Annotated in this window: 7 protein-coding genes; 4 read left to right on the top strand and 3 right to left on the bottom strand. The window is 73.3% G+C overall.

Going from position 1 to position 20,562, the window contains the following annotated elements; genetic code table 11:
* Positions 1 to 50 precede the first annotated feature (50 nt).
* Entirely contained in the window at positions 51 to 590 is a 540-nt protein-coding gene (locus tag AB0F72_RS34230; protein ID WP_360440377.1) for a sigma-70 family RNA polymerase sigma factor, read from the top strand.
* On the opposite strand, the gene AB0F72_RS34225 is transcribed toward AB0F72_RS34230, so the two are convergent.
* Positions 571 to 12,429 (bottom strand): hypothetical protein, encoded by an 11,859-nt coding sequence (locus AB0F72_RS34225; RefSeq protein ID WP_360440374.1) that lies wholly within the window; start codon positions 12,427 to 12,429, stop codon positions 571 to 573. The two genes, AB0F72_RS34230 and AB0F72_RS34225, sit on opposite strands and share 20 nt — an antisense overlap.
* Before the next feature lie 130 nt (positions 12,430 to 12,559).
* Here AB0F72_RS34225 and AB0F72_RS34220 point away from each other — a divergent pair, with 130 nt between their 5' ends.
* Genes AB0F72_RS34220 through AB0F72_RS34210 form a run of 3 tightly spaced genes read left to right on the top strand, consistent with a single transcriptional unit; the run spans position 12,560 to position 14,230 of the window.
* On the top strand, positions 12,560 to 13,579 hold the full coding sequence (locus AB0F72_RS34220) for a hypothetical protein (protein WP_360440371.1): 1,020 nt from the start codon (positions 12,560 to 12,562) through the stop codon (positions 13,577 to 13,579).
* Between the two features lie 15 nt (positions 13,580 to 13,594).
* Entirely contained in the window at positions 13,595 to 13,900 is a 306-nt protein-coding gene (locus AB0F72_RS34215; RefSeq protein ID WP_360440368.1) for a hypothetical protein, read from the top strand.
* Between the two features lie 30 nt (positions 13,901 to 13,930).
* Entirely contained in the window at positions 13,931 to 14,230 is a 300-nt protein-coding gene (locus AB0F72_RS34210) for a WXG100 family type VII secretion target (RefSeq protein WP_043525034.1), read from the top strand.
* Positions 14,231 to 14,288: 58 nt separating this feature from the next.
* Here the strand turns inward: AB0F72_RS34210 and AB0F72_RS34205 are convergent, their stop codons facing one another.
* Both AB0F72_RS34205 and AB0F72_RS34200 read right to left on the bottom strand, forming a co-directional pair.
* Complete coding sequence (locus AB0F72_RS34205) at positions 14,289 to 18,734, bottom strand: FtsK/SpoIIIE domain-containing protein (protein WP_360440365.1); 4,446 nt, start codon at positions 18,732 to 18,734, stop codon at positions 14,289 to 14,291.
* A complete protein-coding gene (locus tag AB0F72_RS34200) occupies positions 18,731 to 20,230 on the bottom strand; it encodes a hypothetical protein (RefSeq protein ID WP_360440362.1) in 1,500 nt (499 codons plus the stop codon). The genes AB0F72_RS34205 and AB0F72_RS34200 overlap by 4 nt, the downstream gene beginning before the upstream one ends.
* Between the last annotated feature and the right edge of the window lie 332 nt (positions 20,231 to 20,562).

Raw genomic sequence — 20,562 nt, 5'->3', positions numbered from 1 at the left:
CCGTCCTCAGTGCACCGTGGGCTGAGGCCGAGAAAGGTGCGTGTCCGAAAATGACGACCACGGCCGGCGAGGATCTCGCAAGCTGGTTCGAACAGGTCCTGGTGCCACAGAGCACCCCACCGCTGCGCCGGTACGTGCGCCGCCTGCTGCCCGGCGACCCGGACCGGGCCGACGACATCGTCCAGGAGACGCTGCTGCGGGCCTGGCTGAACCTGACGGTGGTGGCGAGCGCCCGCTCCCCCGAGGCGTGGCTGTCCCGGGTCGCCCGCAACGTCGCCATCGACTGGACCCGCCGGCACGCCGCCCGGCCCACCGAGGTGGACGAGGACGTCACAGCGACGGTCTGGGAGCCCGGCGAGTTCGCGTACGAGGCGGTGCTGGACCGCACGGTGCTGTTCGGCGCGCTGCGAACCCTGTCGCCGTCGCACCGGGAGACGCTGCTCCGGATGCACTACCAGGATCGGACGCACACCCAGGTCGCGGGAGCGCTCGGCGTGCCACCGGGCACGGTGAAGTCCCGGGCGTACTACGCCACCCGGGAGCTTCAGCGGATCCTCGGCGAGCAGGGGGTCACGGGGCCGGAGTACTGAGCCCGGCCAGCTCCGCCGTCATCGTGCCGGGGCCGGCGTTCGTCCCCTCGGCCAGGACGGCCGCGACGGCCGGGTCCATGCCGGCGGCGATGTACCGCTCGGTCAGCAGCGCCACGTACCGGGTACGGATCCGCGGGTCCGGCCCGGCCGCCGCCGGGACGGTGGCCTGGTAGTGGTTGCCGGCGCGGTGCACCGTCAGGAGCGGGGCGTCCTGCGGCCCGAACCCGGTGAACCCGAAATCGGGCTGCTCGATCTGGAACCGCACGCCCAGGGTGAACGCCAGCAGCGGCAGGAACGTCTCCCCCAGCTCGCCGGCCCAGTACCTCTCCCAGTGCTTGACCGCCCTCCGCAGGGCGTCGAACTCCGCCTCGCTGAACGGCCGGCCCCGGTCGTGGTGGTGCTCCAGGTACAGGTCACGCAGTGTCTCGTCGCTCAGATCGCCGAGGCGCGGGCTCTCCCCGCGTCCGGTCAGATAATCGAGCATGCGCTGCATGCCGAGGGCGCCGTCCGCCAGGTTCTGCGCGTCCGATCCGGGCAGCGGCGGCTGCAGCGGCACCTCCGACTCGGCCCGGGCACGGGCGGCGGCGGGCTCGCCGCCGTCCGCGAGTTCCCGGGTACGCACGTCGAGGTACCGGTCGCGCAGCAGCGGCACCGGGAGCATCCCGCCGGAGCGGACGGTCCGGATGCCGGCCGCGTGCAGCCGGTCGAGAAGACTCTGCCGGTCCAGCGCGGCGGCGTCCTCCCGCACCCTGTCCACCATGCTGCCGCGCAGCGACGCCCGCACCTGCTCGGGCACGCCGGCCGGGCCGATCCCGTCCAGGTGCGCGGCGACCAGGGAGCGCAGCAGCTCGGCGGCCTGCCCCAGCTCGGTGGACCGGGGCACCAGGCCACGCTGGTCGCGTACCGGCCTGGTGGTCCAGAGGGTGACCTGGGCCCGCACGGCCGCGGGGTCGCTCAGCCAGGTGTGCAGCTGCGATGAGCCGAGTCCGGCGGCGGCGAGGCGGTCACGCACCAGGAGGGGATCGGTGGCGATCACCGTGTAGAGCTGGCAGCGGCCGTCGCCCGGCACATCGAGATAGGTGATCGCCTGCGGCACCGGCTGGTCCGGCACCTCGGCATCCGTGACCGACTCGGCGGGCGACGGCGGCAACGGCACCTCCTCCGGCCGCACCTCGATCTCCCGTACCGATTCGGCCGGGGACGGCGGCAACGGCACCTCCTCCGGCCGCACCTCGACCTCCCGCACCGACTCAGCCGGCGACGGCGGCAGCGGCACCTCCTCCGGCCGCACCTCGACCTCCCGCACCGACTCAGCCGGCGACGGCGGCAGCGGCACACCCTCCGGGCGGACCTCTTCCACGGTGACGAGGTCGCGGAGGTGCCGTGCGAGGCCGGCCGGATCCGCGACCTGGGCCGCCACGCCGAGGTGCCCGTCGCGGAACCGGTCGAGCAGCTCGTGATGGCGCTGTTCCAGCGCCCACCACTGGCCACCGGCCTGCTGCCATGCGTCGAGCAGGCCGGGGATCCGCGCCTCGATCGCCGCACGGGCCTCGCTGCCGGCCGGCTCGGCGTGCGCGTCGTAGCGGGCGCCGTCGAGGTCGTCGGCGGCCGTCACGAACGCGTCGGCTGCCCGGGCCAGCTCGGCCTCGTTCGTGACGATCGCCTCGAACGCCTCGCGCAGTCCGTCGTCCTGCCGGGCGATGTCGAGGGCGGTGCGCACGTCGTGCAGCCCCATCCGCAGCGACACGGTGAGGACCGGGCCGCCGGCACTCACCGTCCGGGTGAAGCCGGCCGTCCGGGGCAGGCTGACGGTGACCTCCACCCGGCTCAGGTAGTCGATCAGCCCGGACCGGCTCTCCGGCTTCACGTTGCCCAGCTCGCCGGTCGCGGTGTTGCCGCTGTCCGTGGCCGCCTGCAGGTCACCGGCCGCGATGCCCGGCCCGCCGGCCTCCAGCGCCTGGTAGGGGTCGTCGGCGTATCCCCGCCCGAGCAGCGGGATCCGCGGCGCCCGCAAGGTCTGCACCATCGTGTTCGTGCCCGTGCTGTACCCCGACGTCTGCTGCGGCGCGTGCTCCCGGAACACCCCGGAGCTGACCCCGCTGAGCGAGGCCGCCTCGGGAATCAGCCGGATGGTGACCCGGGCCTGCTGGCCGAAGATCTGCGCGCTGGTCACGGCGGGAAGCTCCAGGCCTTCCGGCGTCAGCATCCGGGGCACGGCGGGCAGCAGCAGCTCCGGGGTGAGGCTCTGGTGGATCTGGTGCGCCCCGGCGTACCCGGGGGTGGAGAGCCGCTTGGCCGCGTCACCGAGGAGCTGTCCGACCGTACCCTGCAAGGTGGTGATCGGGGTCAGATCCTCCGCGCTGAAGCGCGGCGGCAGCGGCAGGCCGTTGAGCGTGCGCCAGCCCGGCCCGCTCTCGCCCGGCGCAACGATCCGGTACGGGGACGGCGTCGTGCCGGGGCTGGTCCGCGGCGGGCGCAGGTCGTCGGCCCAGCGGTCCTGCACCACGTGGTCGTGCACGGTGAGCAGTTCCGAGTCGACCCGCTTGCCCTGGTCGAGGATGACGAGGGAGAACGTGACCGGGAACTTCAGCCGGGCTTTGACGCCCCGGCCGGAGCTGAGCTGCGTGTCGACGGTCGTCCGGCCGCTGCCCTGCGAGTTGGCCACCTGCGAGGACCGGCCGACCATGTCGCCGAGCCCGGCCGCGAGGTTCTCGCCGTGGTGGTTGGACACGCCGGTGCCCGCCGCCCCCGCCATCATCGTCCCGCCGTGCGTGCGCTGCACCGTCGAACCGGTGTCCCACACGTGCGTGGTCTTGATGTCCAGGTCGTCGTGACCGGCGACGAAGCCCTCCAGTTCCGGCGGCCCGGTCACCGTCGCCATCAGCCGCACGTCCCGCGCGTGCTGGGACATCCGGCCCGGCGCCACGTGCAGCACCGACGCCCCGCCGTCGACCATCGCCGGCCAGTGATGGGCGATGCCCGCCGGAGTCAGCAGATGCAGCAGGCGGCGCCGGTTCAGCATCGGGTCGTCGAGGCCGGCGCCGGTCAGCGACCCCAGCACCTTCTCCAGAGTGGCCCGCTGGGCCGGGTTCAGCCGGGTCAGGGCCGCGGTCAGCGCCTCGGTCATCGTGCCGGTGAGCGCGGGGGTGTCCCGGAACGCATACAACCCGAGCCCGGGGCCGTGGCCGGGAAGCAGCCGCAGTGGGGTGGCCGGGCCGGGCATCCAGGGCGTCCCGAATCCGGCCGGGTCGCCGCCGAGGCGGGGCAGCAGCCCGAGCCTCGCCACGACGTCGGCCGGCAGCCGCAGGTAGACGGCGTTGGTGATGACGCCGTCGCGGCGCACCGACTTGTGGTGGTGCAGCCAGTCGCCGGTGCGCACGGCCTGCGGGATGATCGCGTACCGCGCCGGATCGGTGGTCACCTCGGCGCCCACCGAGACCCGCATGTCGAACTTCACCAGGTACGACCGGGTCCTGCCCTTGCGGTTGTTGAGGTTGCGCTCGATCGCGCCGGACAGGCTCCCGCTGTCCCGGTTCTCCCGGGAGTACAGCAACCGTTCGTAACCGGCGTTGATCAGTCCGCCGCCACCGCTCGTACTGGTGGTGTCGCCGGGTTTGCGGAGATTGGCCGAGACGTTGCCCCGCAGGGCCGCCTGCCACTGGCTCGTCCGGGCCGCGTCCACCTCGACGCCACCGGCCGTCGCCGACTCGGTAGTGATCAGCCCGTAGGCCGGCATGATCTCCGGATTGGCCAGCGCGGCCGAGACCACCAGGTCCACCGCCGCGCCGTCGTTCTCCGACGCGACCTTGTCGACGTGCCATCGGCCTTCGATCATCGAGCGCAGCGCGCCGGCCTGCTCCGACTCGGTGAACCGGCGCAGCAACCCGGCCCACAGCGGCATACCCTCCAGGAGCGCGTCGGTGCCGCGCAGGCCGTCGAGCCTGGTCCGGGACACCCGGTCGGTGTACAGCTGGGTGGCCTCCACGACGCTGCGGGCCAGCTTCAGCACGAACGGGCTGCCCGGCATCGCCTCGACGGAGAGCCAGTCGTTCACCTCGGTGCGCGGGGCGCCGTCCACCCACTCCCGCAGCGTGCCGAGGTCGAACCGGGTCGCCCGCCGCACGTTCATCGGGTCGTCGGTCGTGTCCCGCGGGGTGAACACGGGTGGCCGCTCGATCGGCGCCGCGGTCACCGACGCGTTGTCGAACAGGACCGTGACCGGTCGCTGGCGGGTCAGCCGGTACCGGGTGATGGTGGCGCCGCCGATGTGCGCGACCTGCCTCGTCTCGGGGGCGGGCTGCCCGTCGGCCGGCCGCGGGAACCGTTGCCGGATCACCCGGCCCACCGCGACTCGCGAGCCCGGGTCGCGGCCGAGGCGCTCGGTGTACGCGTACACCGAGACCCTGATCTCCAACTGGTTGCCGAACGCCTGCGAATCCGGGCTGCCGCCGTTGAGCCGCACCTGCTGGCCGGTGAGCTGGGCGCCGCTCTGCCGGCCGAACCCGCCCCGCAACTCCAGCGCCCCGGAGGGCACCAGCGCCGTCGCGACCTTGCCGACCAGCCGGAAGACACCGCCGCCCTCGACGGCCGCGCCGGCCCGCCACTGCCCGCCGGCCACGATCTTCTGCTGCGTCCCGTCCACCCGCGAGTTGCGGACCCCGGTGCCCTTCTCGACGCCGGCATGGGTGAAGTCACCGGCATAGCGGCCGGTCACGTGCACCACGAGGTGCCGGGTGCCGAACGCCGAGGTACGGACGAGGTCGGCGACGAGCCCGGAGGTGAGCAGGGCCGGCATCCCCTGACGGAGCCCGGCCGGGGACAGCACCCGGTCCAGCTCGGACTGGTTGACCTGGCGTTCGTTCGGCGCCTGGGCGTTGCCCATCCGGGTCGCCCCGGGACTGCCGAACTTCGGCAGGAAGCCACCGTCGAAACGGCGGACCAGGGCGGTCACGTCCGCGTGCAGTCCGGCGAAACCGGTGAGGCCGTAGGTGACCGACCGGCCGCCGGTGAGCGCGTACGGCGGCACGTGCCAGGTCAGCGGTGACGGGGTGAAGGTGCGCTCCCCGGTGATCAGCTCGGTGAGCTTCTCCTGCGGAAGCCGCCCCAGGACGACCAGGTCGACGGTCATCGGCCGGACCGCGCCGTCGGTGAACGGCATCCGGGACCCGGGCGTCTCCCGCAGCGCCGACGTGACAGTCAGCCGGAAATGCGCCTCCACCGCGACGTTCGGGACATCCTTGAACTCGGTGCCGGCGCGGGTCGTGCTGCTCTGCCCGACAGTGGCGGCCGTCGACCGGAAGAAGCCTCCGAAGAGCCGGAACTGGGTGAAGGCGGCCGCGAAACCCCACCGGATCGGCACCACGGAGATCGCACCACCGACCCGGCTGGTCTGCGTCACCTTGGTGCCGGTGGTGAGACCCGGCTGCCAGCGGAACGACGACTTGCCGATGTCCGCGAGCACCAGCAGGTCCGGCAGCACGGCACGCAGTTCCAGGGAGAGGGCGTGGGAGCCGTGCTTGCTGGTGATCAGCGGCGGGTGCACCGGTCCGTCCAGAGCCGGCATCAGATTGGCGATGATCGACGATTCGGCGAACAGGCCACGAGCCTCACCGGCGCCGATGGTGCCCGGGGCGACCACCTTGGTCGGGGTGAGCCGGGCCAGGATCTCCTCGGCCACCTGGTTCCAGCCGGTGGCCGGGGTGTCACCGTCGCGCAGGTCGAGTCCGGCGGTGAGGATGCGGACCGGGGTGAAGTGCTCCACCAGCATCGCGCCCCGCCGGGCGTCGACATCGATCTTGGCGGCGGTACGGGGTGTGGCGGTGGCGAGATCATCCACGGAACGGAAGGCGACCGAGGTGGTCACCGGTGTGCCGGTCGTCGCGGGGCCGGTGACCGGTCCGCGTACGTCGGTGGCCGTCACCCGGAAATGGACCGGCGTCTCCACCAGCTGCGAACCGGATCCACTGCGTACGTTGTGCGAATCGGTCAGCCGCACCGTCGTCTCGACCGACTCCTGCGGCCGCGCCAGCGCCACCTCGGCGCTGCCTCCGGCGCCGTAGCCCAGCCGTTGCGGGAACATCACGCCGGCCCCCAGCGACCCGTTCGCGCCCGAGGTCGCCACCTGCTTCGAGCCACCCGCCTGATCCGCACGGGTGTCGAACTTCGCCCGATCCGCCGACTGATCCACCACTCGGGCGGCGGCCACGTCGGCGACCGGCTCCACCGTCACCCGATGCCAGCCGTGCGCCCCGTCACGCACGTCGAAACTGCGGCCACCGGTGACGAAGAACGACTGCGGATCATCGCGCAACGCCTCACCGATCTCCGGTGCCCGCACCACCCGCTCCGACAGGATCGGGACGGTTCCCCGCCAGGAGCCGTCCATCCGCTGCCGGACCACGGCGTCCACACTCTCGTCCAGCTGCCGGATCAGCACGTCCACCTCGGCGATCGCGTCGACCTCGTAGAGGAAGTGCGGATGGTCGTGGTAGAGACCGGGCAGGGAGTTGACCGGAACCCGCTCCGGCGGGTTCATCGTGTTCAGCGGGATCAGCTCCGGCTGCGCGGTCCTCTCACTGACGTTCGGCGGGACGTCGGCCCCGGAGGCCCAGAAGTCACCGGTACGGTGGCCGGGCTCGGCGACCGCGGCTGGGGCCGCCACGGGTGAGCCGGCGAAGTGCGGGGCGAGCACGTCGGCGATCTGGGCCAGCGCGCCGGGCGTGAGCGCGTACTCGCCGTCGTGGCCGTGCCCGCCCATCAGGTCGCCGTCGACGTGGCCGGGCTGGGCTGGCCCGTGCAGCAGCGCCCCGTGCGGCGGCTGGGCGTCCTTGACACCGAGGTAGTGCACCACCTCGTGGGCGTAGGCCGCCGGCGGGCGGCCCGCCGCCCAGGTGGCCTGGTTCGTCGGCGTGCCGGTGGCGGCCACGGTGACGTGCGCGTGCGCTCGCGCCGGGTCGTCGACGAACTCGACCGACACCCGGATCGGCGCGTCCGTCCCGGGCAGCCGGTAGCCGGGCGCGTTGAGGTACCGATCGACGCCGGCGAGGGTGCGGGCCTGCACGTCGGCGATCCCGGCCGCGTCGCCGCCGAGATGAACCCGCAGCGTGAAGAGCGTCTCCTGCTCCCCCGCGGTGAGCTGGTACCGGACCGCGACACGCTCGCCGCCGGCCGGTGGGCGGGTCACCCTCGGCGGCTCGGCGTCACCGGCACGCTCGAAGCGGAAGGCGTCGTCCAGCGGCGTCCAGCGTTCCGCGTCGACCTCGACCACGCGGGGCTCCGGTGCTCTGCCGCCACCGAGCAGATCCCGCTGTGGCATCGTGGTCGTCTCCGCGACGGGCGGCCGCTGCGGCGCGGTGCGTTCGGCCACCTCGTCGCCGGGCCGGGTCCGCGGCGGCTCGAGCGATCCGGCGTCACCCTTCGGCGCGGCCGGCGGCTCCGGCGGCTTCACAGGGCTGACCGGCGGCTCCGGCGGCTTCACAGGGCTGGTCGGCACGTCCGGGAAGAGCAGCGTGTCCACGTCGCCGCGCGGGCCGGGCGCGACCGGCCCGTCACCGCCGCGCGGCGCCGCCGGGCCGGGGTCGGCCACTGCCGGCTCGTCACCACCGCGCAGCGCGGCAAGCCGGTCGGAGAAGGTGGTGTGTTCGGCGGCGTTGCGGGCGCGCAGTTCCGGCGAGAGCCCGGAGAGCGCCTCGTCCACCCGGGAGCCGAGCGGGCGTGTGTGGTCCGGCGCGGACAGCGCGGCGTCGATCCGGGCGCCGGTCTGCACCCGGAACTCGGTGAGCCGGGCGGCGTAGCTGGTGTGCACGATGTCCAGCCCGGTGGGATCGTCGCCGACCCGGGCCAGCACGTCCTGCCAGGCTCGCTGTTCGGAGGCGGGAAGCGGGCCGGACCCGTCGCGGATCTCGGCCAGTCCGGCGTCCCGGCGCAGCGTGCTGACCCGGTCGTGGTAGCGGGTCAGCACGTCGAGGCCGGCGGCCTCGTCAGCGGCGTCGGCGAACTCGGCGTTCCAGCGGGCGCGCTCGGCCGCGCTCATGCCGGGGATGTCGTCGCTCAGCGCGGCGAGCCGCGCCGCCAGGGCGTCGTCCGCCGGGCTGCGGGCCGGCACGTCCGGCAGGTTCGGAAGCTCGCCCGGGGCGATATCGCCGCCGCCGCGCAGGTTCTGGAGCCGGGCTTGCAATTCCAGGGTCTCCAGCTCCGGATCGCGGGCCGCGCCGCCGCGCAGGTTGTCGAGCCGCGTCTCCAGGTCGTCGCCGGCTGCCCCGGCCCGGTCCACGCCCTCGTCGGCGGCGCCGCCGGACGGCGGGTCCGGCAGGTCGTTGAGTTTCTGCAGGCCGAGGCTTTCGGACAGCGCGTTCTCGTACGTGTCGAGCAGCGCGTGCAGGTCCCCGGTGCGCCCGGCTGCGGCCGCCCGTTCGATGCCGACCGCGTGTTCCAGCCAGGTGACCTTGTCCATGCCCAGCTGGGCGGCCCGGTGGTGCCCGGCGTCGATGTGCGCGCGGAAGTCGTCCAGCCGCTGGTGCACGATGTGCCGGTCGATCCGGTCGTGCAACGTGGTCAGATGCCGCGCCGCGTCGCCGTGCCGGCCCTGGTCGACGGCGGTACGCACGTCCGTGCTGATCGACCGCCACTCGTGGCGCGGCAGATCCACCCGGCGCGCGTCGGCGAGGAGCTGATCCAGGCGTACGGTGAGCTCCGCGCCGCCGGGTGGGTTGGTCAGCGGGGTCCGCGGCACGTCGGGCAGGTCCAGCACCCCGTCGGTGCGGCCGAGCGCGTCCAGCCGGGCCTGCAGCACCGAGTCGCCGGCCTCGATGGGTTCACCGGCGCGGATCGGGTCACCGGCGCGGATCGGCTCACCGGCCGCCGGCGGCTGTTCCGCGCGGGCCATGCCCAGGTCGTTCTCCAGGCGTTCGAGGCGCTGGATCGCCGTGACGCGGGCAAGGTCCTCGGCCGGGGACAGTGCCGGAACGTCCGGGAAGAGGGCCGGGTCCAGTTCGGCAGGCCCGTCGCCTCCGCGCAGCCGGTGCAGCCGATGTTCCAGGTCCAGCTTGATCATCTCCGGCGACGGTTCGTCGGTGCCGCGCAGCGCGGCCAGTCGCGCCTCCAGGTCGCCGACGCCGTCGTCGAGCGCGTGTGTCGGCACCGGCGGCAGATCCGCGAGGTCGGGTACCGGGCCGGGTTCCGGGGCCGAACGCAGCCGGTCGAGACGCACCTGCAGCTCCAGGCCGGCGATGTCCGGTGACGGCTCGTCCGTGCCGCGCAACGTGGCGAGGCGGTCCTGGAGAAGCCGCAACTCCTCGCCGACCGGTTCGGCCGGCTTCGGCGGTGTGACCTCGACCCGGGCTACGGCGCCGGGGTTCGGCGTCGCGGGCTGCTCGATCCGGATGCCGTCCGCGGTCCTGCGGACCAGCGACTCGGCCACCCGCACGTCCTTCTGCGCGCGGGCGATCGAGAGCGCGTCCCCGGAGGCGTTCGCCAGCGTGTCGTGGGCGCGTTTGAGCTGGTCGAGCGCTTGCAGGTGGGTGAGTTGCGCGCCGGCCTGGTCCGGGCGGGGTGGCTGGTGCGGCATGCCGGCCGGCGAGGGAACGCCGGCGTCGAGCCGGCCGGCCGACAACGGCGTATCCGCCAGCAGGTCCATGGCCCGGTTGAGGGAGATCTCCGGCGATGTGACGTCCAGACGGCCGGACATCGCGCCGGACGGCAGGTGCGGAGCGGTGCCGGACGGCACGTGCGCAGCGGTGCCGTGCTTGACGCCGGGCAGGTCCCCGAGGTCGGCCCGGCCGGCGAGGCCCACCTGCACGTTCGGCGTCACTCCACCGGGCACATGCGGCACCGCCCCGCCGGGCACGTTCGGCGTCACACCACCCGGAACGTTCACCAGCGCGCCACCGGGCACATTCGGCAGCGCGCCGAGTTTGGGGGCCTGGAGACCGCTGGCGGGCAGGCTGCCCGGGGTGATCCCCTTCTCCGCCGCGCCGAGGTTGAACGACACCCCGGTGTCGGAGATCCGGACCGCACTGATGTCGCCGGTGTTGAGCGCCCGGATCTCGGGGCCCGCGAAGCCGGCCAGACCGTCCACCCCGCCGGTGAACCGGTTGAGGCCGGCGCCCAGGTTGCCGATCTGCAGGTTCGGCGGCGTGACAGTGCCGATCCCGCTCATGACGTGCGGTTTCACCTGAGAGACGCTGTTGTCCAGAGCGGTGAGCGTCGACGTGTCGATCTTGCTGAGCAGGCTCAGGTCGACAGCGCCCGGCATGTCGAGGCGGCCCAGCCCGTCGAAGCCGGCGCCACCGGGTCGCAGCCCGGCCAGGGTGGGCATGCCGGGCAGGTCCGGGGTGGCGAGCGGGCCGCGTGACCCGAGCCCGACCGGGCCTTTCAGTCCCGCGAGATCGGGCGTCGCGAGGGGACCGCGGAAGCCGGCGAAGTCGGGGCCGATGGCCGAGACCCCGTTGCCGCCGGGCACGCTCACGCCGCCGAACGAGTTCTCGGTCAGATCCGGCAGGTGCAGGCCGCCCGGGCTGAAGTGGATGCCGCCGCCGGGCGGCGTGCCACCGGGTTTGACGATGGTGACGGCGGTGATCCCCTCGGCGAGCCGGACGCCGCCGCTGAGCCGGGCCAGACCGGCGTACGGCTTCATCCCCAGGCCCCGGCCCAGGACGCCGAGTTTGAAGGCTCCGGCCACGCCGAACCTGCCGATCTCGTGTCCGGCGAGCGGCAGGAAGATGCGCAGCCACTTCCAGCCGCCGAACTCCTGCTTCAGGAAGTTGCCGGTGGTGATCGCGCCGTTCTTGAGGAACCGCCCGAGGTCGGCGGCGAGGCCGGGGAGCGCGGTTGCGCCCCGGACCACCGCGTCCGGCACCGTCTTGAGCGTGAAGTTGGTCAGGGTGACGAACCCGCGCACGGCCAGGCCGTCCAGTGAGCTGACCACCTTGGGGATGGCGAGCGCCCCCACCTTGACGGTGTTGCCGAGCGTGACCGCGATGTCGCCGACCCCGCGCAGCACCGTGGTGAGACTGAACGTGGACACCATCCGCCAGAAGTTGCCGATGCCCTTGCTGAGGGTCTGCACGCCGGCGCCGGCGAACGCCTTGATGTTGCGCCACGCGGTGCTGCTCAGTTTCGCCAGGTCGCCGAGGGCGATCAGCGGCCTGGTGCTGGGGCCGAGCAGGCCCAGCAGGCCCAGCACCAGGCCGAGAGCGTTGGTCTTGCCGCTGGCGAAGTCCACCATCGCCTTCACCGCCAGGGCGGCGTTCATGCCGAAGGCGATCAGGCCGAGCGGGCCGCCGATGAAGATCGCGACGATGGTGATGACCAGGGTGATCCAGCCGAACACCTCCCAGAAGATGTCGCACGCGGACTTCGGCGTCTTCGGTGAGGTGATGAATCCGGCGGCGTCGTGGATCGCCTGCTGCGCGGTGGAGGCGGCGCGCTTCAGGTCGCCGCCGGCCGCTTCCGCGTCCGCTTTCAGCGTGGTCAGCCGGGCCTCGTCGCCGGCGGCCCCGGCAGCCTCGTTCAGCGCCCGGTCGGCGCGGGCCTGCGCCTCGCGCAACGCGGAGACGTACGAGCGGATCGCCGGACCGGCCGCCGAGAAGGCCTGCTTCACGCCGGCGACGAAGCCGCGCATCTCGGTGCTGACCTGTTCCCGCAGCCAGTCGGCGGTCTTGCCGACGAAGGCGCCCTCGCCGCTCTTGGCGACCACCTGGCCCAGCCCGGTGTCGGCGGTCTCCGCGTTGCGGGCCATCGCGTCCATGTAGTCGGCGACAGCGAGCAGCACGTCGGGATCGCCGGGCGTGGGATCGCCGGACATCTTCAACGCCGACCAGTCCCTCGGGCGTTCTGCCACTGCTACCTCCGCACGACCCGTACCGCTGTCCTTTCTGTCTGACGCGGCGGCGGTGCGTGGTGGTTCACGGTGAACCGTCCGCGGGGGCCCGCGCGTCGAACCTGAGGGAGACAGAGAGGAGCGTGCGCCGGTGGCCGACCTGGTGCTCGACTACGCGCTGCTGCATCAACTCGCGGGCAGCATGCGCGAACTGAAGGCGAAGATCAAAACGGATGTCGAGACGGGGTCCCGGCGGGCGGTGGTGACGTCGAACGGCACGGTCGTCGGCTCCGGCCAGGTGGGCAACGCCTCGGTGTACGCGGCCCTCAGCGCCTTCTTCTACGCCTGCCACAGCCCGTTCAAGGACTCGATGGAGCTGCTGGACAAGCTCGCCGACAACTTCGACGGCATCGCCAAGGCGTTCTTCGACGTGGACGCGGACTTCGGCGGCAAGGTGAACACCGCCCGGCTGCAGGCCCACATCGGCCAGTGGCAGGCGGACACCAAGGCGTACGAGCACTACCTCGACATCAAGGACAAGAACGTCACGTTCCAGTACTACGACGAGAACGGCGATCTCAAGACCGCGTCGATCCCGCTGTGGAGCGGCCCGCCGCCGCCCCAGCCGGGCGCCGTCCCGACCGAGATCGACGGCACGGGCACGGTGGGCAGCAACCACACCACGGCGCAGCTGGACGAGGACGGCAACATCGTCTCGGAGACGACGACCGTGCAGTCCGGCGACGGGCTGACCTACACCGAGACGACCAACTACACGTACGTCGACACCGACGGCAACGGCGTGCCCGACGTCGTCGACTACACGTCCACGATCACGCACTCGGACGGCAGCACCGAGACGATCGAGAAGAAGACCAACCCGGACGGCTCCTACGTGGTGACGTCGAAGACCGGCGAGGGCACCACCACCAGCACGGTGACGCCGACGTCGGACGGCGGCTCGCACAACGTCACGGTCGACACCAAGGGCGAGACCACCACGACCGACATCGTGGTCACCGGTGACGGCACCGGCACGAAGACCGTGGTCGGCCCGGACGGCACCGACGTCTACACCGGCAACCCGAAGACCGGCCAGTGGACCCTCCAGTCGCACGAGGATCCGCCGGCCGAGGACGACGACTACTACTACTACAACTATCCCGTCTGACCCACTGGAGCACACATGCCCAACATCACCGTCGACTTCGAGAAGGTGAACGCGGTCTCCGCCAACCTCAACCAGGTGGTGTCCAGCACCGTACCGCGGCTCACCTCACTGCAGAACGCCGTGGCCCAGCTGCTCACCAGCGACGGCGGCCTCTGGCTGCAGAAGTCGAGCCCCACGCTGAGCGCCCAGTACAAGGAGTTCAACACCTCGGTCACCGCCGCGGTGCAGAACATCACCAGCTTCGCCCAGCAGTTCCAGAACATCGTCGCGCAGCTACGGGCGATGGACGACGCGATCACCCAGTCCAGCTCGGGTAGCTGACCGGCCGGCCACCGTACACAGGGAGACACCATGGCAGAGGTAAACGTCGATTACGAGGCCGTCAAGAGTGTGGCGGCCCGCCTGACCTCGGAAGGCAGCGAGATCTCCGGCGAGCTGTCCACGTTGCAGGCCAACGTCACCGAGCTGCTGACCAGTCAGGGCGGCTTGTGGCTGCAGCAGTCCAGCCCGGTGATGAGCGCCCAGTACACCGAGTTCAACGCGTCGCTGACCAAGGCGATCGCCCAGCTCGACACGTTCGCGCAGAGCTTCAACATGATCACGAAGAACCTGGCTGAGCTGGACGCGGGCCTGGCCAAGCCGTCGAGCTGAGGCGGCCCGCACACGACGACGCCCCCGGCTCGGTCGAGCCGGGGGCGTCGCTGTCGGGTCAGCGCAGCACGGTGTGCGGGATGGCCACCGAGCTCAGCGCCCCGCTCGCCGGGTCCGGCACGTAGCCGCGGCCGGGCCGGCTTCCGGAGCGCAGCAGCGCCGGCGGCACGCGCACCCCGACCAGATCCCCCTCCAGGGTGGACTGCGGCGCGAGCAGCACCCCCTGCCGGGACCGGCGGGCCTCCGCCATCCAGCCGCCGAGGGCCTGGGTGAGGGTCTCGGCCGTGCCCGCGTACGCCAGACCGATGCCCCGGTCCCGGCCGGTCGCCACCACCTCGCGCAGCACCTGGTCCACCGGGTTGGCGAAGCCGAGCAGGTCCACGTCGTCGACGAGCACCACCACCGGCCCGCCGATCCCCGCCACCGCGGCGGTCACCACGGCCGGATCCGGTTGCGGTCCCTCGATCACCTCGGCCCGGCCGTGCACGGAGAGCCGGCGCAGCGGCGACTCCCGGGGGGTCAGCACCACCAGCGCTGTCCCGCCCGCCAGCAGTGAGACAGCCAGCGTGGCCAGCGTGTTGCTGCGACCCGAACCGGGCGGCCCGGCGATCAGGAAGGCGCTCTGCCGGCCGGCGAAGTCGACCGGCACCGGCGCGGCCGCGTCGCCGCCGAGACCCAGCAGGCCGCGCAGGGGTACCCGCTGTTCCTGCGGCACCTGGGCGAACGCGTCGGCGAAGGTGACCGTCGAGGGCAGCACCGCGACCGGGAAGGGCCGGCGCTGGGCGGGCACCGCGCTGTCGCGGGCCGCGCCCCGCGCCGCGATCCGGCGCATCGCGTCCGCCTGGGCCTGCCCGGACGGGTCCGCGGCGAGCAGGGCGACCTGCAGCTCGGCCCGGTCCGCCGAACTCCAGCCGCGCCCGGGCGGCACCACCTCGGGCACCCGGCGCGGGTTGACGCCCATCGAGGCGTAGTCGGTGCGGTCGGTCATCCGCAGCATGATCCGGTGATCGTTCAGGCCCGCGGCACGGCCGGAGATCAGCCCGCGCTCCGACGACATGACCAGGTGCACGCCGGCTGCCGGGCCCTCCCGGAGCAGTCCGAGGATCAGCTCGTACAGCCGGCCGCCGTCGTGCTCGGTGAGCACCGCGGACAGCGAGTCCCAGCCATCGACCAGCACCACCAGGTGTGCCGGGCGTTCCGCTTCGGGCAGCACGGCACGCAACTCCTCGAGGTCCGCGCAGGAGTGCCGGCCGAGGGCCTCGTGGCGGCGCGCCGCCTCCCCGCTGATCCGGGTCAGCAGGCGCTCCAGCCGTTCCATGTCGGCGCGCGGCACCACAGCGCCGCAGTGCGGGAACTCGGTGAGCGCCGCCATCGCGCCGCCGGCCGCGTCGATCGCGTACAGGTGCACGTCGGCGCAGGAGTTCCCCCGGGCCAGGGCGGAGGCGAGGGTACGCAGCAGCTGCGAGCGCCCGGAGCGGGAGGCGCCGAGCACATACAGGTGCCCCAGGCGGGTCAGGTCACAGGTCAGGACCCGCTGCGCCTGCTGTTCGGGCAGGTCGGCCAGCGCCCAGGGCACCGGCCGCAGCCCGGCCGCCGGGCGTTGCGGCACCGCCAGGTCGTCGAGCAGCACCGTCGCCGGCAGCGGAGGCAGCCACGGACTGGGCTGCGGCTCGCAGCCCGCGTCCCGGGCGGCCGCGCCGATCGCGTCGACCAGCACGTCCAGGTCGGTGGCGGCCAGCTCGTCGGCGTCCGACGCGTTCTCCGGGGCCTCGGCGGGTGGTGGCAGCACCCGGCCGAGCCGGGACCAGGGCAGTTCGATACCGGAGACCGGCAGGACCGGGCGGGCCGCGTCCTCGTCGTCCTCGTCGTCGTGATGGACCGCGCCCGCGTACGCGGTCTGGAACGGAACCGTGGAACGGTGCGCGAGGCGTACCAGGGCACGCCCGGGAACCGTGGCGGGGATCAGCGCGGCGTCCGGCACGTCGATGACGTCGCTGCTCTCCATCGGGTCGGTGACCCGCAGCGCGATGCGCAGGTTGGTGTTGGCGCGGATGTCGCCGGTCACCACACCGGCCGGGCGCTGGGTGGCGAGGATCAGGTGGATGCCGAGCGACCGGCCGCGCTGGGCGATGCTGACCAGGCCGGGGATGAAGTCGGGCACCTCCCGGGCGAGGGTGGCGAACTCGTCGATCACCAGGACCAGCCGCGGCACCGCGGGCAGCTCCGGGTCCCGTTGCCGCATCGCCCGGTACCGGGGCAGATCCTTGGCGGCGACCCGGGCCAGGATCTCCTCCCGGCGGCGCAGTTCGGCGCTCAACGACTCCAGGGCGCGCGTCACCAGGGCGCTGTCCAGGTCGGTGACCATGCCGAGGGTGTGCGGCAGGCGCACGCACCCGTGGAACGCGCTGCCGCCCTTGTAGTCGACGAGCACGAAGGTCAGCTCGTCCGGCCGGTTCACCGCTGCCAGCGACGCCACCATGCTCTGCAGCAGCTCCGACTTCCCGGCGCCGGTGGTGCCGGCGACCAGCGCGTGCGGCCCGTCGCGGACCAGGTCGAGCGCCACCGGCCCGTCGAAGCCGGCGCCGATCACGAAGGTGGTGGAGGCCGGCTGGGCGGCCCAGCGGGCGGCCAGCTCCTCCGGGCGTGGCGGATCGGCGTCGAGCAACGTCAGCAGCCCTGTCCGGTCGGGCAGGCCGGCGGACTCGTCGGGGGTCACGTCCCGCAGCGGCGCCATCGCCCGGGACACCCGCTCGCACCAAGCGGGGGTGACCGCGTCGGGACGTACCGCGGTGGCCTCGGGCACACCGGTCTGCCGGACGGTGAGGCCGTCGGCGTCGGCCCGTACCACGGCGGTGCACTCCTCCGGCAGCAGCCGCTCCTCGGCGTCGAGGCAGATCGCGAAGACGCGGACCGCCGGGCCGTCGGTCAGCACCTGCACCATGCCCGGCACCTCGCGCAGCCGCCGGGCCCCGTCGACGACCAGCAGCACGTCAGGTTCGGTGAACATCACCTGCCCGAGCTGGGAGCCGCGTGCCTTGACCCGGGCGGTGATCAGCGACACCAGCTCGGCGACCCGGTTCGCCACCGTCTCCGGGTCGTTGCCGACCAGACTGTACGGCCGTCCGGCGGGTGCGCCGTCCTCCGCCGGGCGGCAGTGCGGCAGCCACCGGATCCAGCTCCACCGGTCCTCGCCGCCGGGTTCGGTGAGCAGGTGCACCCGTACGTCCCGGGGGCTGTGCAGGGCGGTGGCCTGGGCGACCAGCCAGCGCGCCACGGCATAGCTGGTCTCCGGGTCGCCGGCCAGGCCGATCACGCCGCGGTCCACCAGGTCCACGGTGATCGGCACGTCCGGAACGGTCCAGCGCAGGTTGCGCTCCCCGTCCGGGCGGGCCGGGTCCTCCACCTCGATCAGCGACGGCTGATCGGTGGTGCCGACCCGCAGCACCAGGTGATCGGGGTCGCGGCGGCGCCGTTCCCAGAGCCGGCGCCCGGGCCCGACCACGGTGCGGAAGACCGTCGCGGGGTCGGGCGACGCCGCGCAGCGCGCAAGCCGCTCGTCACCGACGGCGGCGGCGAGGGCCCGCACCTGGGCGGCCCGTTTCACCTGGTACTCGGCCAGGTCGGTGCGGTATTTGCGGCGGCCGCTGCGCCGGTCGGTGTACCAGCTGGCCAGGGCCAGGATCGGGCTGAACGCCATGATGACGAGGTAGAACAGCGAGTCGAAGACCAGCACGAACGTCAGGCCCATCACCATCGGCGCGAGGGTGAGCAGCACCGGGATCGGGCGCCGGCCCGGTTTCACCGGTGGGGCCGGGAACCTCTGCCGGGAGAAGAGCAGCGGCGGCACGATCCGCGGCGGGCGGTTGAAGTCGAGCACCGGTACGTCGGTGGCCGGGGTGACGGCCGCGTCCGGGGCCTCCCGTTCGACCAGCCGCAGCAGCGTGCCGGCCACCGCCAGGTCGGTGCCGGGCAGCCAGCGGTGTGCGCCGTCGCGGCGGTCCTGCGGCGGCACTGTCACGTCGGCGGCGTCCGGCGGCCGCGGGATGGTCAGCCGTACCCCGCCGTCCTTCGCGGTGGTGACCCAGACGTGTCCCTGCTCGTCCACTGTCAGCCGGGCGCCGTGCTGGGGCAGGCCCGGACCGCCGGGATCGATGGCGCAGCCGGGGGCGGCGCCGATGTCGTGGGTGCCGAACCCCACCGGCCAGATCCGACCCGCGGCGGGGCCGCCGACCGCGTGCACCTCCAGCCAGTGCAGACGGGCGTCACCTGGCAGTTCCCGCACGGGCCGGTCCGGGGCCGGGGCGCCGACACCCACCCGCACCCCGGAGAAGAGGCCCGCTTCACTGACGGTCCGGCCGGATTCCAGCCGCCCGCCGTCGAGGTACAGGCCGGCGTCGCCGTCGACCTGCTCGGCGAGCGCGTGCACCGGGGTGTCCACCTGGACGTCGAGCGCGACGTCGCGGGTCTCCTCCGGCGAGACGAGGGTGAGCAGCGTACGCATCATTTCTCTCCGGGGCGTGCGGTCACGGCGTCGGGTCCCACGGCTGCCGGGGCAGCCGTGCCGATCTCGGGTTCGATCAGGTCGTCGGCGGTGCGGCGGGCCGGTGCCGGCGACGAGGCGGGTTGCTCGTCCGCCCAGTTCGGTACCGCCGACGGCGGGGCGTCGCCGGTACCGGCGTCTGGCCGGCCGGCCCGCGGACCGGTGAGCCGCCGGAACGGCACGCGACCGCCGCGCGCCGGGCCGCCGGACGCCGGGCTGCCGGACGGGGCGCTGCCGGCGGCCGCACTGCCGACTGCCGCACTGCCGACTGCCGCGCTGCCGGACGGCGCTCTGCCGGACGCCGGGTCGCCCGCGGACCGGGCTCGGTCCAGGCCGGGGCCGACCGGAGCGGCGTAGGCGTCGAGGCCCAGTTCCGGCGCGATGACGCGGCCGGCGCTGGTGACCCGCAACCGCCACCGGGAGCCGGGCACGTAACCGGCCACCAGCACCAGCAGGCCGCTGTCGCGGGCGGTGAGCGCCGCGATCCTGGCCGCGGCGGACGGCTTCGGGCCCCGGCACACCAGCACCGTACGCGTACCCGTGGTGACCGGCCGATCCCCCAGGGTTCGCAGCGTCTCGTCGAGGGCCGCGCCGTCGTCGTCCACCACCTGCAGATCGCCGACACGTGTGCCGACAGCCGCCCGAAGCTGCGCGGTGATCGCGGCGACGAGCCGGGCGGCCGGGCCGGTGGCTCCGTGCACCGAGACGACACCCGGGCTGCGGGCCAGATCCAGCAGCACCAGCTCATCCCCGGCGACACCGACCAGCACCGGCAGCGGCCCGCCCTGACCCTGCGGCCCGTTCTGCCCCTGCGGCCCGTTTTGGCCCTGCTCGCCGGAGACCGGCTGGCCCGGGACTGCCGGTACTTCCGCGACCGGCGGCATTTTCGGTGCCGCCGGAATTTTCGGTGCCGGCGGCAGCGACGAGACCGCCGGGCCCTCCGCGAGTGGCGCGCCCGCTGGAAGCGCGGGAAGCACTGGGGGCGGTGGGAGCGGCGCGGTGGCCTGCCAGCGGCGGGCGCCGGCGGCGCGCCACGGTGAGCCAGCCGGGCCGGGCTCGGGCAGATCGCCGGGCCCGGCCAGGCCCACGCCGATCCGGCTGTCACCCAGCGTCACCCGGTACGGCCAGCAGTCCTCTCTCCGCTGGACGGCCCGCCCGGCCGACACCAGGGCCGCGCCGGCGTCCGCCACCGGATCACCGGCGGCGAACCGGTCGGCGATCAGGCGGACGGCGCGGCGCAGCCGAATCAGGTCGACCACGGGGGCGGCCAGATCCCGCGCCACCGCTGTCAGGAAACGACGGGTACGCCGCAGCAGGTGCCGCAGCCCGTACCGGCGATCGAACCAGCGCAACGCGACCACCAGCAGGATCACCAGTTCGGCGATGGCCAGGCCGATCAGCAACGGCTGGCGATGGTCGTCGAGATAACGGCCGATCTCCGCCCAGGTCGGCATGCTCACACTGATCCCCTCTGACCGGCACTCCCGATGTGGAACTGACCGTTCCGGGCGCGCACACCACCGGTCGATCATGGGGATGTTAAGCGGCGGCCATCGTGCCGCCGAGCCGGCATTCCGCGCGCAGTTTCCGGCATATTCGCAGGTCAGATCGGTGCGACAGGGCGCACACCGTCACTTGAGGACGGTCATGAAATCTCGGTGACGAATACCCTCCGGACCGCCGCGCCGATGTTCACCGACCCGTCACCCAACACGGTTGATCTTGTCAGTCGCGTACGTCTACGGTCCACTTCGCACTGATCCGGCCGATCACGGCCATGGCGGACCATCGG

Source organism: Actinoplanes sp. NPDC023936 (assembly GCF_040639325.1).
Lineage (GTDB): Bacteria > Actinomycetota > Actinomycetes > Mycobacteriales > Micromonosporaceae > Actinoplanes.
The sequence above is the reverse complement of the archived record's forward strand: the minus strand, read 5'-3'. Positions and strand labels throughout refer to the sequence as shown.

Coding starts and splice junctions, on each gene's coding strand:
- AB0F72_RS34210 (WP_043525034.1), top strand. CDS start 13,931: ATGGCAGAGGTAAACGTCGATTACGAGGCCGTCAAGAGTGTGGCGGCC.
- AB0F72_RS34205 (WP_360440365.1), bottom strand. CDS start 18,734: ATGATGCGTACGCTGCTCACCCTCGTCTCGCCGGAGGAGACCCGCGAC.
- AB0F72_RS34215 (WP_360440368.1), top strand. CDS start 13,595: ATGCCCAACATCACCGTCGACTTCGAGAAGGTGAACGCGGTCTCCGCC.
- AB0F72_RS34230 (WP_360440377.1), top strand. CDS start 51: ATGACGACCACGGCCGGCGAGGATCTCGCAAGCTGGTTCGAACAGGTC.